The following is a 14,832-nucleotide window of genomic DNA, read 5'->3' on the forward strand; positions in this document are numbered from 1 at the left end:
GGTGGAATAGTCTATACTAAAAAAGTGAGATTTGGAAAGGGGGCAAGATGCTATTATGGATCAATTATTAGGATTAGCACCAATATTATTAATGTTCGTTGCAATGTGGTTTATCTTAATCCGTCCAGCTAAAAAAAGACAGCAGGAAACACAAAATATGCAAAGTAGTTTGCAACGTGGAGATAAAGTCATTACAATTGGTGGTTTACACGGCGTTATTGATGCAATTGAAGACACAGCAGTGACATTAAAAATTGCTGACAATGTACGAGTGAAATTTGACCGTCAAGCAATTGGACGAATTGTCAATGACAATCAGTAATACAGAAGAAAAGGCTTACAATAGGCAATAGCTATATTGTAGGCCTTTTTTATACAATATTGGATGGCTGTGCTTACGTGTTTTTGGCAGTTTTTAATTTTTGAATAAATGCCTCACCAGTATCATTGCCATTAATAGTGATTCTACTTAACGTAAATATGGAATCGCCCTTTTTCACATGCTTATTTTGTATGACAAAGGCCATCTTAAAACCAGCTTCCTTGGCTAATTTGATGGTGGAGGGTGAATAAATCCCATAAGGATAGCTTATTGCTATTGGCTCATACCCTAACTCTTCTTTGATTCGTTTTCTTGAATGAATAAAATCATTTCTTACCCTTTCTTCATACTCAGCCTGACTCTCTAGTTGCCCATTCACAAAACTAGGGCCAAATACTGCGCCAATAGGTTGACCGCTTTTTGAAGGTAATTTATAATGTAAATCCCAAGTATGACTCTGGATTGTAATATAATCCTTCATTTCCTTCAATTGATCCCAACTCATCTTTACTGTTTCATTTGGATAATAATTGTTACCATTCTTCTCTAGGATTCGGCTTGCAATAACAAAGATTTCTGCATGCATATTATATTTTTTCAATATCGGGTAAGCTTTTTCATAATTACTAAAATACCCATCGTCAAAGGTAATTAAAACAGGCTTTGGAGGTAACGGCGCTTGGTCGTTTAAGTAATCATATAATTGCTGAACAGAAATGGCCTGGTAACCTTCCATTTTAAGTAATTTCATTTGGCTTTCGAAGTTCTCGGGTGAAATAACTGTAGTATTGTTTATATTGTCCTCTAAATGATGGTACATAAGAATAGGTATTTCCTGTTCTTGATACCCGTAAATAGGATAAGGCCTAATAAGAAAAAGGATATAAACAAAAACGAAAACAATTATTTTCCTTGTCATGTTCTCACCTTGTTTGCATTTTATAGTGGTAAGCATCTAGCTCCTTGTTAGTGTGTACGAACTATTTGGGACTATTCCTTGTAAATTGTATAAAAAACAATAAGTAAGGTCACCTTGATAGTATGGGGGTGTTTTTTATGGAAGAATATTACCATATTATTTTTAGAACTTGCTTTTTGTATGTGTTTATCATCATCGTTTTCCGTTTAATGGGTAAACGAGAAGTGGGTGAATTATCTGTCATCGATTTAGTCGTTTTTGTATTAATTGCAGAAGTGGCAGCCTTTGCCCTAGACGATTATAAAAATCCTCTCTTTAATGCCATACTACCTATCATTATTTTGCTCTTTATTCAAATTTTAAGTGCCTTTTTGTCTTTAAAGTTCAAAAAAATACGTGACCTAGTAGATGGTGACCCTGCTTTATTAGTAAAAGACGGTGTTATTTTAGAGAGTGAGATGAGAAAACACCGCTATAATTTAGATGATTTATGTCAGCAATTACGAGAAAACGGAATCGCATCTGTGACAGATGTAGCCTTTGCGTATTTAGAGCCTTCAGGCAATCTTTCTGTCTTTAAAAAAGATGAAAAAGCCTTTGTGTATCCATTGATTATCGACGGTGATATTCAAGAAAGACATCTATTTACCATGCATAAAGATGTAGATTGGCTAATGGGTGAGCTAGCGAAAAATAATATTACTGACAGTGAAACGGTATTTTTTTGTATTTGGGAAGACAGTAAACTGCATATCCAATTAAAGGAATCTTAAACTTTCTTCGCCAATTTTTTGATGTAACGGAAATCTGTAATGCGCAACTGATTGGTAAATAATAAAAAGGTAAATAGTAAAAATAATGTGACACCACTACTTAAAATAAATGGTAGTGATAATAAGGGAATAAGGAAATACTGGGCGACGCAAACGGCAATAAAGCAACTATATGGTACGACAAACATTCTGAAGCCTGCACGCAGGTTTTTTCGTTGTCTAACTGTTGCAATATGCAAGAAGGACGTTAGTAAAACCCCAAAGCCAATGGCTACAACAGCTCCTTTTTCCTGGATACCTGGCTGAGAGGCAAGTACAAACATCACAAATAGTTTACCTAGTCCACCATAGATGGAGTTCATCATGGCAGCTCTTGCCTCACCAATCGCCTGTAAGATGGAGTGTAGAGGGCTTTGAATATAATAAAAATAAAAAATAGGTGCTAAAATTTTAACGTACCCACGATTTTCTTCTAAATGGAAAAGCTTCATAGCTAATTCATCACCGTGCACAAAGAAATACGTAGCAGCAAAGCAACCCACTAGGGAAGACAATCTTAGGGACACCGAAATTCTTTCCTGCAATAGGGGGATGTGCTGACGAGCGACGGCATCACTAACCGCTGGAATGAGCACAATCGATAAGGCTGTTGATACAAACGCAGGAAATAATAATAATGGCACCAAAACACCTGAGATGACACCGTATAAAATAGTGGCAGCAGAAGCGGTTAAACCGGCTACAGTCAAGGCTTTTAAAAAGATAATCGGCTCTAAAAACCAAGTGAAAGAGCCAAAAAGCTTACTGCCAGCAGAGGGAAGGGCAACACGCAACATTGGTGATGCAGGATACCCTTCAATTTTAGTTTTTCGTGTCAGTAATTTCTTTTTCGAGACAATATAATGTAGCCATAAATATAAGAATGCTACAACTTCAGCAAGAAGCGTAATACCCATTGCTGCAGCAGCTGTTACAGCGGCATTATTGTAATTAGCCACATAAGGAAGCATTAAAGTAATGAAGCTAATACGTACAATTTGTTCGATCATTTGTGCCCAAGCAGTCGGTGTAATTTTAGCGACACCTTGTAAATAAGCACGTAATAAGCCAGATCCAACTGATACTGGTACAGCAAAGAGTGCAATCCATAGTGTAAATGTTGTCTGTTCATTATGTAATAGCGTTGTTGAAATATATGGTATTGTTAATGCAACGAGTGGCATAAAAACGATCATGCCAATGAATGACCAAAGAATGGCTGTACGCATGACACCAAAGATGTTTTCACGTTTATTTTTTGCTAGTAATTCAGCCACTATTTTAGCCACAGCGATAGGTAGTCCTAGTTGAATAAGTGAGATGAAGAAAATAAATGCTGGATAGACGGTCATATAAATACCGACAGCCTCTTCACCAGCAATTCGCATAAATTGCATTCTATAGAAGAAGCCAAAAAGTTTAGATAAAAAAATCACAAACATTAAAAATAATGTACCTCGTACAAAAGAACTCATGCCATCCGTCCCTTCTCAAGCCGCAAAAATTCATTTACACTATTTGTATGCAAGCATGTCTTACGTTACGACTTTGATTGGAGATGATTCAAAATGAGTATGCAATATGAGCAACTATTTGAAAAGATTCGTCCGGCAATTGATAGTAAGATAGCAGAGTTCCATCATTATCAATACAATGCTATTACAGCAGAAGAACTCTGGCGCTACTGTATTGAAAAAAAATGGCGTAAAAAGAAAATTGAACAACTACGATTACATGAAGTCATTTCTACCATTTTTTCCGTTTCACCATCTGATATCGTCTCATTTAATCAAGTAGAGTTTTTACAAAGTAATAATTGGTTTGGAGAAGTCAATACAGAAGAGTTACAATTACTGCTTGGTCCAGTCAGAACGTAAAATGATGTGTCAAATTTTACAATAATTCAAAGAATCCTATACGTGTTGAATTGACACCAAGCGCAACCTGTTTCATAATAAGTGTGTTGCGCTTTTTTTATTTTGAATAAGTTCTTACTTACATAAGTCTTCTATGCTTTTATTGACATTTAGAAGGCTAGTACCTAATAATACAAAGATAAACTTGCGCGTTATGAACGATTGAAATAAGTAAAGCAACCTTTTTGAAGCACAGGTAACACGATTCTAAATGAAAAGGAGGATTAAACGTTTCAAAAGGTATTGCTAGTTACTTGTTTGGCGTGTAAGGACAGCCCTTACACCAATTCGAGGAGGATTTATTGATGAAACTAAAAAGTCGTATAGTTGCATTCCTACTGATTATCGTGCTATTGGCAGCAGGTATTAGTACGACTGTAAACGGCGTCTTAAAGGACATCAAGCTTGGTCTTGATTTACAGGGCGGGTTTGAAGTGCTTTACGAGGTAAATGAATTAAAAGAAGGACAAAAAATTACACCAGAAATTGTCACAGCAACATCCACTGCACTTGGTGAACGTGTAAATACGATGGGGGTTAGTGAACCGAGTATTCAGGTTGAGGACAAAAATCGTATTCGTGTGCAATTAGCTGGTGTTGAGGATCAGGAATCGGCACGTAAGTTATTGTCTACTTCTGCGAATTTAACATTCCGTGATGTGGATGATAATTTATTATTAGATGGAGACGATTTGAAAGCCAACGGTGCTAAAGGCTCTTTTGACCAACAAAATCGTCCGATTGTATCCTTAACTTTAAAAGATGCGAAAAAATTTGCTGACATCACAAGTAAAATTGCGGCAAAACCCGCAGGTCAAAATTTACTAGTTGTATGGTTAGACTTTGAAGAGGGTGTCGATTCCTATAAAGCGGAATCACAAAAAGCAAAGCCTCGCTATGCATCTGCAGCAACAGTTAGTCAAACGTTAAATACAACAGATGTTATGATTAGCGGTAATTTCTCTGTTGAAGAAACAAAAAATTTAGCAGATATTTTAAATGCTGGGGCATTACCTGTAAAGCTAGATGAAATTTATTCAACTTCTGTTGGTGCTCAATTTGGTGATGCAGCACTGAAAAGTACTATTTTTGCTGGTATTGTCGGCGTAGTAGTTATTTTCTTATTTATGCTATTCTACTATCGTTTACCAGGCTTTATTTCCATCATTACACTGGTTGTGTTTACATTCCTAGTATTGGTGGTCTTTGACTGGATTAATGCGGTATTAACGCTACCAGGTATTGCGGCCATTGTCCTTGGTATAGGGATGGCAGTAGATGCCAATATTTTAGCGGCAGAACGTATACGTGAAGAGCTGCGAGTGGGCTATTCCGCTAAACAAGCCTTCCAAATTGGATCTAAACAATCTTTATCAGCCATTGTCGATGCACAGTTGACAACTTTATTAGCTGCAGCAGTATTGTTCCAATGGGGAACAAGCTCTGTTAAAGGATTTGCTACAACATTAATTATTAGTATTTTATTGAGCTTCTTAACAGCTGTATGGGGTTCACGTGTCCTATTAGGACTACTTGTTAACAGTGGGTATTTCAACAATCCAGCATGGTTTGGTATCGCAAAATCAAAACAGCATAGTCTCGATGAAAATATTGGTACATTAGATTTATCAACGAAATTCGATCGATTTGACTTTGTTCACAACCGTAAGAAATTCTATATGTTCTCTTTAGCCATTTTAGTGGCTGGTTTAGTGGTTATTGGTATTTTCCGCCTAAACCTAGGCATTGATTTCTCAAGCGGTACTCGTGTCCAAATTGAATCTGACCAAACATTAACAAAAGAAGAAGTTTCCAAATATCTAGATAGCATTGATTTTTCATCAGAAGATATCATACTCTCTGGTGAGAAAAGTAATACAGCAGTCATTCGCTATAAAGATGACCTTACACAAGCAGAAATTTTAGAATTTAAAAAAGAAGCTGGCGAAAAATATGGTCATGAACCAGCTGTAAGTACTGTATCGCCTACAGTTGGTAAGGAACTTGTAAAAAATGCAATTAAGGCTTTATCTCTTGCAGCAATAGGGATTATCATTTATGTAGCAGTTCGTTTTGAATGGCGCATGGGTATTGGTGCAATTGTTTCATTATTGCATGATGTATTCTTAATTGTTGCCGTCTTTAGCTTTATGCGTTTAGAAGTAGATATTACGTTTATTGCGGCTGTATTAACAATTGTTGGTTATTCCATCAATGATACGATCGTTACCTTTGACCGTATGCGTGAAAACTTAGATCGATATGATACAATTAATGACCGTGAAGTATTGGCGAATATCGTGAATAAATCGCTACGCCAAACAATGGGTCGTTCGGTTAATACAGTATTAACGGTTATTATAGTTGTTGTAGCCCTATTAATTTTTGGTGCACCATCTATTCAAAACTTCTCAATCGCGTTATTGATTGGTTTGATTACAGGTATGTATTCTTCAATCTGTATCGCAGCTCAAATCTGGTATTCATTAAAAATTCGTGAAATGAAAAAATCAGATGGAAAGCTACGCAAAAAAGAGAAAAAACAATGGGGTACAGACGAACCTACTGTATAATCTAGTGAGCAGGGAATGGAAAACGAATGGTTTTCTATTCTCTGCTTTTTTTATGCAAAAAATCTGCTACCTTTTATAAAAAGCAGCAGATTTTTCATATAGTATTTACAATTTAAATTGCTGAATTAAGCCTTGTAGCTGTTGCGCATTTTCACTTAATTCTTCAGCAACAGTATTTACTTGCTGCATCGTCGCAACTTGCTCGTCAACGGATTCTGCAATCATTTGAGAATTAGTTGCTGATTGATGAGAGACATTTGCGATTTCCGTGACAGAGGCAGCAACCTGCTCAGCACTGGCAGGGATTTCTTCAGATGTGGCAGAAATTTCTTCAATTTGCTCTGTGAATGCTGCAACTGCAGAGGTGATGGAATAGAAAGCATCTCCAGCCTCATGAATTTTGGCTACACCATCCTTTACAGAGGCTAAACCATTGTCTACTGATGCTGCAACATTTTGCGTATCTGTTAGAATTTCTTTTGTAATAGCAACGATTTGATTGGCAGATTGATTTGATTCCTCAGCAAGTTTTCGTACCTCATCCGCTACAACTGCAAAGCCTTTCCCGTGTTCTCCAGCTCTTGCTGCTTCAATGGCAGCATTCAGTGCCAGTAAATTTGTTTGTTCTGAGATAGCTGTAATCACTGTTGTAATTTGTCCGATTTCTTCCGATTGCTTACTTAGTTTTTGCGTTAGTGTTGCAATGTCAGAAGTTGAGAGTGCAATTAAATCCATCTGTTCTTTTGCGGTTGTAATCGTTGCACTACCTATATGGGCAAGTTGAGTCAGATTTTCAGCATTGTGATGAAGACTTTGTGTCGCCTCCGCAATGCGTTGGACACCTGATGCGGTTTCATCCATTGCCACAGCACTTTGCTGAGAGGCACTAGCAGAAGAAGTGATATGTGTTACATTATCTTGAATTCTTTGCGCAATATTATCAGAGGTTGCCGTTACTTCCTCTGTACTAGCGGAAAGCTCTTCTGAGACAGCCGATAAATGGGATGCGCTATCTTGAATGTTAGTCATTAAACCAGCTAGGTTTTGTTTTAATGTATTGACTGCATTTGCAAGTGTACCGATCTCATCTTTTGATTGATGGTCAAGCTTAGCGATTGTTAAATCACCTGTTGCTAATGTATCTGCTGCTCCGATGGCCTTACGTAGTGGTAGAACAATGGAGTTTTTGACAAAATGCATAAAATATAAACCGATAATGATACTAGCAATTAGAAGGCTAATAGCAATGACAATAGCTCGTGAAACGGTTTGATTAACAGATTGGTCAACCTTTTGAAGCTGTTCATCGTGATAAGCTAATAATTCGGTTGTTAACTTAAAAATGTCTTTATTGTATTTTGTAACATCATTATTGATGATAGAGAGTGCTAGATTCGTGTTGCCACTATTAAACGCTTGTATTGCTTTCTGTGAATTTGAAAGTAACTCTTTTTGCAATTCCGTGATTTGCTGCATAATATTTTTTGTATAATCTGATCGAACAATAGTAGAAAGTTCATTAACTGTTTCAGGTAACAACTTTTCATAGCGCTCTAAATTGGCCTTAGCTGCTTCATCCTTATTATTTAAAATATAGGAGCGTAAAAATAAACCTTGGGACGCAAGTTGTTGTTGGATTTTATCTGTTAATTGGATTTGCACCATCCGATGCTTCAGTACTTCTTCTAAATCATTCTGTGTTGTTTTAAATTGAATAAATGAAACGATGCTTGAGATAAGTAGTAAACATGTTAAGGAAATGAAACCAATATTTAATTTTTTGCGAACGGACATAAACTTCCTACTTTCTTTTATTATATGGAAAAATTGATGTTCTGAAATTACTATAACTTGATATATTTACATGGTCAATACTCCAGGAATTTTCAATAGTAGGAAATCTTATTCTCCAATAAGATTTTATAGAAGGATAATATACCTACTTTTAATTCTTCAAAATAAAATAGGAATATTAACTTTTTTCGTCAGAATTGATTGACAATAGTATTGGATTGGCTTAGAATTAAGGCTAACTTTTTGTTCGGTCAAGGTAGAAGGTCTCGGGAGCGAGGTCAGCCGAAGAACAGATGAGCTGAGTTTAGATGAGAATAGCTGAGAAATTGTTGAATAAGAGTAGTAGCATAAGTGTGTAATAAAGAGAGTCAGTGGATGGTGTAAACTGATTTACAGCTTATGTGAATGGACTTATGAGAGTCGCTTATAAAAAGCGAACGTAATTCCCCACGTTATAGGGGTGCTTTCAAGGTGTGGTTTACCATACCCATAATGAAAAGCACAAAAGTGAGAGCATATGCTCTAATATGAGGTGGCAACGCGGTCATAATCGTCCTCTGCAATTAGGAATAATCCTTTTTGCAGAGGGCTTTTTTATTTTCAGTCAGCATTCGTCTAGACATTAGCTAAAGGAATCTTTGAAAAAGGAGCAAAATAGCTATGCAAACAACGAGTTCAAGAACAAAAATGAAAACGATCAATGGCGATTCTTTAACACCTATTTTGATTTTCAGACGTTTACAGGGAAAACATAAATTTTTATTGGAAAGTTCTGCTCAACATGAAGGAACGGGAAGGTTTTCCTTTATTGGGGCTAATCCACGAAAAACATATAAAGGTGTGGGCCAAGAAATTCAGGAGGTTTCCTATAAAACTGGAAAAACATATGTGCATCAAGGAGAACTCTTTGTTCTTCTTAAACGCCTTATGCCACGTATTTCCAATACGACACAATTTCCTTTTTCAGGTGGTGCCGTTGGGTATATAGGCTTTGGCGGTACAACGATGTTCGTAGATAAAAAAATAGAATTACCTGATGCTTATTTTCATGTCTATGAAACGATTATTGTCTTCGATCATCAAACAGATGAAGTGACATTGATTCATACAAATATTGATGCAGAAAAGCAAGAACCTGATTTGGAAGAATTGGCTCAACAAATAGTAAACGGGCATATCAGTGACGAAGCATCTTATCGTTATCAACCGCTTGATGCTACAACAAATGAATCATTTGCAAAGGTTTTACAGACAATGCAAGCTAACTTACCTGATGATATAACAAGGGTAGTTTTGCCGAATCATTATGTAGCAAATTTTCAAGGTGATACGTTGGCTTTGTATCGGCAGCTACGCAAAAAAAGGCCTGCAGCCTATATGTATTATATAGAATTTGAGGAGCATGTTGTGTTAGGTACTTCTCCTGAAAGTCTAATTCAAGTAAAAGGTGAAAGAGTTATTGCGACTCCTACAGAGGGAACATATCCGCGAGGGGAAACAAAAAATGAAGACCTAGAAAATGAACACAAATTATACAACCATGAAAGCATTAGACAATCCCATGCACTTCTTGTTAGTGCTGTTCAGCAAGAATTACAGTCGGTTTGTTTCCGAGATTCTGTTCAGGTCATGGAGGCAATGCGTATCCAGCGGTCCAAAAAGGCACTGCACATGACGACTAGGGTTGAAGGAAAGCTTTTACCAATGCTTCATGCCCTTGATGTTTTAGCAGCAACCATATCTCCACTTTCAGCTACGAAGCTTCCGCATACAGCTGGTAATTTTGGTGCCCTTGGCTTTATTGGATTTAATGGTCATTTGGATTTTGCTTTAACAGGGAAATCTATTGTAGTTAAACAGGATAGCATGACTTTACAAGCAACAATAACTGTTACCAAATATACAAATGTGCAAGACGTTTTACACCAAGTGCAAGAGGAAGAACAGGCATTTTTACAGTTACTGGTGAACAATGGGGGGCAAAGCTAATGGAACGATTACAAAGGAAAGTACTGCAGGGAACACATCTCATGTACGAAGAAATGTTACAGGCAGCGCAATGGTTATTTCAAGATGATACACCTAAAGAAGAAATAGCAAGCTTTTTAACAGCTTTATCGGCGAAGGGAGAAACTGCACATGAAGTAGCCGCATTAGCAACTATTATGCGATCTTTTGCTCTTGATATAGCCGTAAAAGAAGATAGCTATATGGATAATTGCGGTACAGGTGGAGATGGTCTTCATACCTTTAACATCAGTACAGCTTCTGCTTTTGTGTTAGCTGGAGCGGGTGTCAAAATTGCCAAGCATGGGAACCGTAAAATCTCTTCCTCCTCTGGTAGCTCAGATGTGCTAGAGGCACTAGGTATTCATACAGCTATTTCTATCCCACAAACAGCTCATTTGCTAGAGAGAGAGGGGATCGCTTTTATTTATGCACCGAATGTCCATCCCAAATTAAAGAGGATTGGTGAAATTCGCCGTTCATTAGGTAAACCGACAATCTTTAATCTTGTTGGTCCTTTAACAAATCCGGTCCCATTATCCACACAATTTACAGGTATTAATCGTCCGAATTTTGTCATGGAATATGCCTCAGTATTACAAATGCTTGGACGTGAGCGGGCGATTGTCGTTTCAGGACCACAGGGCTTGGACGAGGCTTCATTAGCAGGACAAAATACATTGGTTTTAGTAGATAAAGGTGATTTAATTCCATTTTCCCTAACTGCCGAAGATGTTGGTCTTCAAACGGCACCTTTAGAGGCCATCCGTGGTGGCAATGCAGATGAAAATGCGGTGATTATGCAAAAAATATTGGCTGGGGAACAGAGTCCTTATTTAGATACAGTAGTATTAAATGCTGGTATCGGCTTATTTGGTTATGGTCAAGCGGAAACCATCAAAGAGGGTGTAGCCATGGCAAAGGAAAGTGTTTTTAGTGGGAGAGCACAACAAAAATTAGAGGCGGTTGTTACGTATAGCAAGCAAATTAAAGAAGTGGAGGTAGGATAATGAATATACTCAATAAAATTTTGCAGCAAAAAAAGATTGAGGTGGGCGCTTTGTTAGAGCAGCCAGACCCTTTAGCAAACTTTACAGATACGCCACGTCGCTCGTTAATTGAGTCATTGCGACAAGCCCATACACTGCAAGTCATTGCTGAGATGAAGCGTGCTTCGCCTTCCAAAGGGTTAATAGCTGGCGGGGCAGACCCAGTTGCACAAGCACAAATCTATGCACGAGCAGGGGCAGCAGCTATTTCGGTCTTAACCGATAAGGAATTTTTTAAAGGCTCCTTTGAAGATTTAGCAGCAGTTGCTGGTGCAGTCGATACACCCCTTCTTTGTAAGGATTTTATGATCGATCGGGTACAAATTCGATTTGCCAAGGCAGCAGGTGCATCCATTATTTTATTAATTGTGGCTGCTTTAACGGACGATGCCTTACGTGATTTATATAGCTATGCAACGGGCTTAGGCCTAGAAGTTTTAGTGGAAGTACATGATAGTGAGGAGCTTGCACGCGCTCTTGCAGTAGATGCAAAGTTAATTGGCGTTAATAATCGAGATTTACGTACCTTTGAAGTAAGCCTAGAGCGTACAAAAGAAATTGCTAATACGTTTCCATTTGATGAGAATCGAGTATTAATTAGTGAGAGTGGCATATGGACACGAGAAGATGCGAAGCAAGTAGCCTCGATGGGGGTTAGTGGTGTCCTTGTAGGTGAAGCTTTAATGCGGAGTGGAGATGCGGGGCAAGCACTACGAGATTTGAAAGTAAGTAAAGAGGGTGCGTCGGTATGACAAAGGTCAAAATTTGTGGTCTACAGGAACAAGAACATGTCAAAACAGCTATTCATGCGGGTGCAGATGCGATAGGGTTTGTTTTTGCACCGAGTAAACGCCGTGTATCCATTGAGCAGGCCCAACAATTAGCGAAGCATGTACCACAAGGCGTTTTGAAAATAGGAGTCTTTGTCAATCCAACGCCAGCTGAATTAAAGGAAGCGGTTGAGCGAGTGCCCTTAGATTACGTGCAATATCATGGAGAGGAAACGCCAGCATTTATTCAGGAGCAAGGTTATCCTGCCATTAAGGCATTATCGATACGAGGAACAGAGGACGTTCAAGCAGCTGCTAACTATCAAGTAGATTATTATTTGTTCGACGCGCCTGGTACAGAGTTTAAAGGCGGTAGTGGTCACACTTTTGATTGGACACTGCTTGAGCAAGTAGGTATTCCTAAAGCAAAATTATTATTAGCGGGTGGTCTCAATGTAGACAATATTGAAGCAGCCATTACAGATGTAGGTCCTTTTATGGTCGATGTATCAAGTGGTGTGGAAACAGATGGAATCAAGGATTCTAGCAAAATACAAGCTTTTTTACAGGCAGTAAAGAGGGGGAGCAGATGATGGGAATATCAATAGCAAATAGTGTACCGACAAAAGAAGGGCGTTTTGGACAATTTGGTGGTCGGTTTGTGCCCGAAACATTAATGACAGCCTTGCTTGAATTAGAAGCTGCTTATGAGCAAGCATTACTAGACCCTGCATTTACAGAGGAGCTGTCCTATTATTTAGAAGACTATGTTGGCCGTGAAACACCGCTCTATTACGCAGAAAATTTAACGAAGGCGCTAGATGGAGCAAAGATTTATTTAAAGCGTGAAGATTTAAACCATACAGGTGCACATAAAATTAATAATGCGATTGGGCAAGCACTTCTAGCCAAACGTATGGGTAAAAAGAAAATCGTTGCTGAAACAGGAGCTGGGCAGCATGGTGTGGCAACAGCTACTGCATGTGCATTATTAAATCTAGAATGTGTTGTATTTATGGGAGCAGAAGATATAAAACGTCAGCAGTTAAATGTCTTTCGTATGGAGTTGCTTGGCACAAAGGTTCAATCGGTGGAAAGTGGTTCTAAAACATTAAAGGATGCTGTGAACGCTGCCCTACGTTACTGGGTGACAAATGTTGAGGATACCCACTATATTTTAGGCTCTGCCTTAGGTCCTCACCCATTCCCAAAAATTGTTCGGGACTTTCAGCGTGTCATTGGAGTAGAAACAAGAAGGCAAATCGTGCAAAAAGAGGGGCGTTTACCTGATGCAGTTGTTGCCTGTATTGGAGGTGGCAGTAACGCAATCGGTATGTTTCACCCATTCGTTGATGATGAATCAGTTGCCTTATACGGTGTTGAAGCAGCAGGAAGTGGTCTTGAAACTGGGAAGCATGCTGCGGCCATCGCAGGTGGACAATTAGGTGTATTACATGGCGCCTACATGTATTTATTACAGGATGAAAACGGCTTTGTCCAAGAAGCACATTCTATTTCAGCTGGGTTAGATTATCCAGGGAAAGGACCAGAGCATTGTTATTTACATGATATTGGTCGAGCGCAATTTGACTCCATCACAGATGCTGAAGCACTGGAGGCACTACAATTATTAAGCCGAACGGAAGGGATACTACCTGCACTTGAAAGTTCTCATGCCATTGCTTATACGGCAAAACTTGCAAAGACTATGGCGAAAGATCAGATCATTGTTGTGTGCTTATCTGGTCGAGGAGATAAAGATGTTCACACAGTTCGAGCAGCACTAGGGGGGGATGTAAAATGACAACTTTACAGCAAGCGATCGAACAGGCAAATGCTGCAGGTCATAAGGCTTTCATACCATATATCATGGCAGGTGACGGAGGGCTAGAGACCATTAAGCCAATTATCTTAAAACTGCAGCAATTAGAGGTAACAGCTATTGAAGTAGGAATTCCTTTTACAGATCCTGTTGCTGATGGTCCAACGATCGAACGAGCAGGAGAACGTGCTCTCATAGCTGGTGTGACATTAAGAAACGTGTTGCAAACACTCGCGTCATTTAAAGATGAAATAACAGTGCCTCTCGTAGTCATGACTTATTTCAATCCAGTATTAGCATATGGCTTAAAGTCTTTTGCGCAAGCCTGTGTAGCTGGAGGAGTTAAGGGGTTAATTGTACCAGATGTCCCTTTGGAAGAGAGCGAGTTGTTACGTGATGCATTAAATCCATATGGCATTGATGTGGTACAGCTTATCTCATTGACAAGCCCTCCAGAGCGTATAGCACGCATCGCAGCAGCTAGTCAGGGCTTTGTTTATGCAGTGACCGTTAATGGGATCACAGGAGCAAGATCACGTTTTGCCGATAATTTAGAACAGCATTTTGCCAGCTTACGTCAAGCAAGTCCAATCCCTGTGCTTGCAGGCTTTGGTATTTCAACACCTGAGCAAGTGAAAAAGATGGGGGCTTTGGGAGATGGTGTAATTGTCGGTAGTGCCATTGTGACGGCATTGCATCAAGGAGATTTGGCAATGGTGGAAGCATTAGTAGCCGCCTCGAAAGGTTTGTTAGAAAAGTCTACTCTTTAGAAGAGTAGGCTTTTTTTGATGAAGTGCTTTAATTGGCGGAAAGAAATGGAAAAGTGACGGATAGAAATTAAAAACCCA

13 protein-coding genes and 1 other annotated feature are annotated in these 14,832 nt (G+C 38.7%); of the genes, 10 read left to right on the forward strand and 3 right to left on the reverse strand.

Annotated elements, in window-relative coordinates:
* The first annotated feature begins 55 nt into the window (after positions 1-55).
* Positions 56-322, forward strand: a complete 267-nt coding sequence (yajC, locus tag V1L66_RS07410; protein ID WP_004226696.1) for a preprotein translocase subunit YajC — start codon at positions 56-58, stop codon at positions 320-322.
* A 73-nt stretch (positions 323-395) separates the two neighbouring features.
* Here yajC and V1L66_RS07415 read toward each other — a convergent pair whose 3' ends face one another.
* Positions 396-1,241, reverse strand: a complete 846-nt coding sequence (locus V1L66_RS07415; RefSeq protein WP_333004829.1) for a polysaccharide deacetylase family protein — start codon at positions 1,239-1,241, stop codon at positions 396-398.
* A gap of 137 nt (positions 1,242-1,378) precedes the next feature.
* Here V1L66_RS07415 and V1L66_RS07420 point away from each other — a divergent pair, with 137 nt between their 5' ends.
* Positions 1,379-2,014: a DUF421 domain-containing protein gene (locus V1L66_RS07420; protein WP_036075818.1), complete on the forward strand. Its 636-nt coding sequence runs from the start codon at positions 1,379-1,381 to the stop codon at positions 2,012-2,014.
* On the opposite strand, the gene V1L66_RS07425 is transcribed toward V1L66_RS07420, so the two are convergent.
* The gene (locus V1L66_RS07425; RefSeq protein ID WP_016991903.1) at positions 2,011-3,528 is read right to left on the reverse strand and encodes an oligosaccharide flippase family protein; all 1,518 of its coding nucleotides are present in this window, start codon (positions 3,526-3,528) and stop codon (positions 2,011-2,013) included. The genes V1L66_RS07420 and V1L66_RS07425 overlap by 4 nt on opposite strands.
* Before the next feature lie 93 nt (positions 3,529-3,621).
* On the opposite strand from V1L66_RS07425, the gene V1L66_RS07430 reads away from it, so the two are divergent.
* Together V1L66_RS07430 and secDF are read left to right on the forward strand one after the other, a co-directional pair.
* Entirely contained in the window at positions 3,622-3,930 is a 309-nt protein-coding gene (locus V1L66_RS07430; RefSeq protein ID WP_036075819.1) for a post-transcriptional regulator, read from the forward strand.
* A gap of 344 nt (positions 3,931-4,274) precedes the next feature.
* A complete protein-coding gene (secDF, locus tag V1L66_RS07435) occupies positions 4,275-6,542 on the forward strand; it encodes a protein translocase subunit SecDF (RefSeq protein ID WP_333004825.1) in 2,268 nt (755 codons plus the stop codon).
* Between the two features lie 105 nt (positions 6,543-6,647).
* Here secDF and V1L66_RS07440 read toward each other — a convergent pair whose 3' ends face one another.
* Entirely contained in the window at positions 6,648-8,336 is a 1,689-nt protein-coding gene (locus tag V1L66_RS07440; protein ID WP_333004824.1) for a methyl-accepting chemotaxis protein, read from the reverse strand.
* A 320-nt stretch (positions 8,337-8,656) separates the two neighbouring features.
* Positions 8,657-8,897: a binding site (T-box leader), on the forward strand.
* A 99-nt stretch (positions 8,898-8,996) separates the two neighbouring features.
* On the opposite strand from V1L66_RS07440, the gene V1L66_RS07445 reads away from it, so the two are divergent.
* Genes V1L66_RS07445 through trpA form a run of 6 tightly spaced genes read left to right on the forward strand, consistent with a single transcriptional unit; the run spans position 8,997 to position 14,754 of the window.
* Positions 8,997-10,325 (forward strand): chorismate-binding protein, encoded by a 1,329-nt coding sequence (locus tag V1L66_RS07445; protein ID WP_333004822.1) that lies wholly within the window; start codon positions 8,997-8,999, stop codon positions 10,323-10,325.
* Positions 10,325-11,353, forward strand: a complete 1,029-nt coding sequence (trpD, locus tag V1L66_RS07450) for an anthranilate phosphoribosyltransferase (protein WP_333004821.1) — start codon at positions 10,325-10,327, stop codon at positions 11,351-11,353. The genes V1L66_RS07445 and trpD overlap by 1 nt, the downstream gene beginning before the upstream one ends.
* Positions 11,353-12,144: an indole-3-glycerol phosphate synthase TrpC gene (gene trpC / locus V1L66_RS07455; RefSeq protein ID WP_333004820.1), complete on the forward strand. Its 792-nt coding sequence runs from the start codon at positions 11,353-11,355 to the stop codon at positions 12,142-12,144. Before trpD ends, trpC begins: the two co-directional genes overlap by 1 nt.
* Positions 12,141-12,755: a phosphoribosylanthranilate isomerase gene (locus tag V1L66_RS07460; RefSeq protein WP_333004819.1), complete on the forward strand. Its 615-nt coding sequence runs from the start codon at positions 12,141-12,143 to the stop codon at positions 12,753-12,755. Before trpC ends, V1L66_RS07460 begins: the two co-directional genes overlap by 4 nt.
* Positions 12,755-13,966 (forward strand): tryptophan synthase subunit beta, encoded by a 1,212-nt coding sequence (trpB, locus tag V1L66_RS07465; RefSeq protein ID WP_004226717.1) that lies wholly within the window; start codon positions 12,755-12,757, stop codon positions 13,964-13,966. Before V1L66_RS07460 ends, trpB begins: the two co-directional genes overlap by 1 nt.
* Entirely contained in the window at positions 13,963-14,754 is a 792-nt protein-coding gene (gene trpA, locus V1L66_RS07470; protein ID WP_333004817.1) for a tryptophan synthase subunit alpha, read from the forward strand. The genes trpB and trpA overlap by 4 nt, the downstream gene beginning before the upstream one ends.
* The last annotated feature ends 78 nt before the right edge of the window (positions 14,755-14,832 follow it).

This window comes from Lysinibacillus sp. IITD104 (genome assembly GCF_036698265.2).
Lineage (GTDB): Bacteria > Bacillota > Bacilli > Bacillales_A > Planococcaceae > Lysinibacillus > Lysinibacillus boronitolerans.